1 protein-coding gene is annotated in these 805 nt (G+C 50.9%); it reads right to left on the bottom strand.

The features are described 5' to 3' along the window. A partial coding sequence (locus ACXJ5O_RS28715) for an ABC transporter ATP-binding protein (protein ID WP_457302874.1) occupies positions 1 to 710 on the bottom strand: 710 nt, incomplete at its 3' end. Positions 711 to 805: the final 95 nt, after the last annotated feature.

Here is an 805-nt window from a genome sequence, read left to right as displayed (position 1 = left end):
GAATACATGATCAAAAGGCGGTCACAAAAACCTTCTGCCAAATCGAGATCATGAGTGATGAAGATCAACCCGATACCACGCGCGGTTACAAGTTCATCAAGCAATTCAAGCAACTGCCGGCGGACTGTTACATCCAAAGCCGACGTTGGCTCATCAGCAATAATGATCTTGGGTTGAGCGACAAGTGTCATTGCGATCATTATCCGCTGCCCCATGCCGCCCGAAATCTGGTGGGGATACAATTCGTATACGCGTTGCGGATCCCTGATCTTTACGCTGTCGAGTATTTCCAGGACATGGTTTTTCTTGTCTTTGCCACGTTTTCCCAGGTGCAATGTGACGGCTTCGCCAATTTGATCGCCGATCTTCATTGTGGGGTCGAGGGCGTATTTGGGGTCCTGAAGGATCATGCCAATCTGACGCCCACGTATTTGCAACATCTGCCGTTCAGTTGCCTTGCCGATGTCAGAACCGCAAAAATCAAGTCTATCGGCGGATATAGTGGCCATACGAGGCAACAACTTCAAAATTGCCCTCCCGAGTGTCGATTTGCCGGAACCCGACTCTCCCACAATGCCGAGCTTTTCTTTGCCAAGATCGAACGAGAGATTTCTGAGTGCGGCTACCGCCTCGCTACCATTTCCAAACCGGACACATAGTCCCCTTACGGAAAGCAGTGGCACAGCTTCATGCTTTTGATGCGCGATCATGGTCAATGCGTCCTTGGGTCCATGGCGTCACGCAATGCATCGCCGACCATATTGAATGAGAGGCTCGTGATAAGGATTGCCATGCCGGGGAAAGC

Source organism: Phyllobacterium sp. P5_D12 (assembly GCF_054049495.1).
Note: the sequence above shows the minus strand (reverse complement) of the source record. Positions and strands in the feature narration are given on the sequence as shown.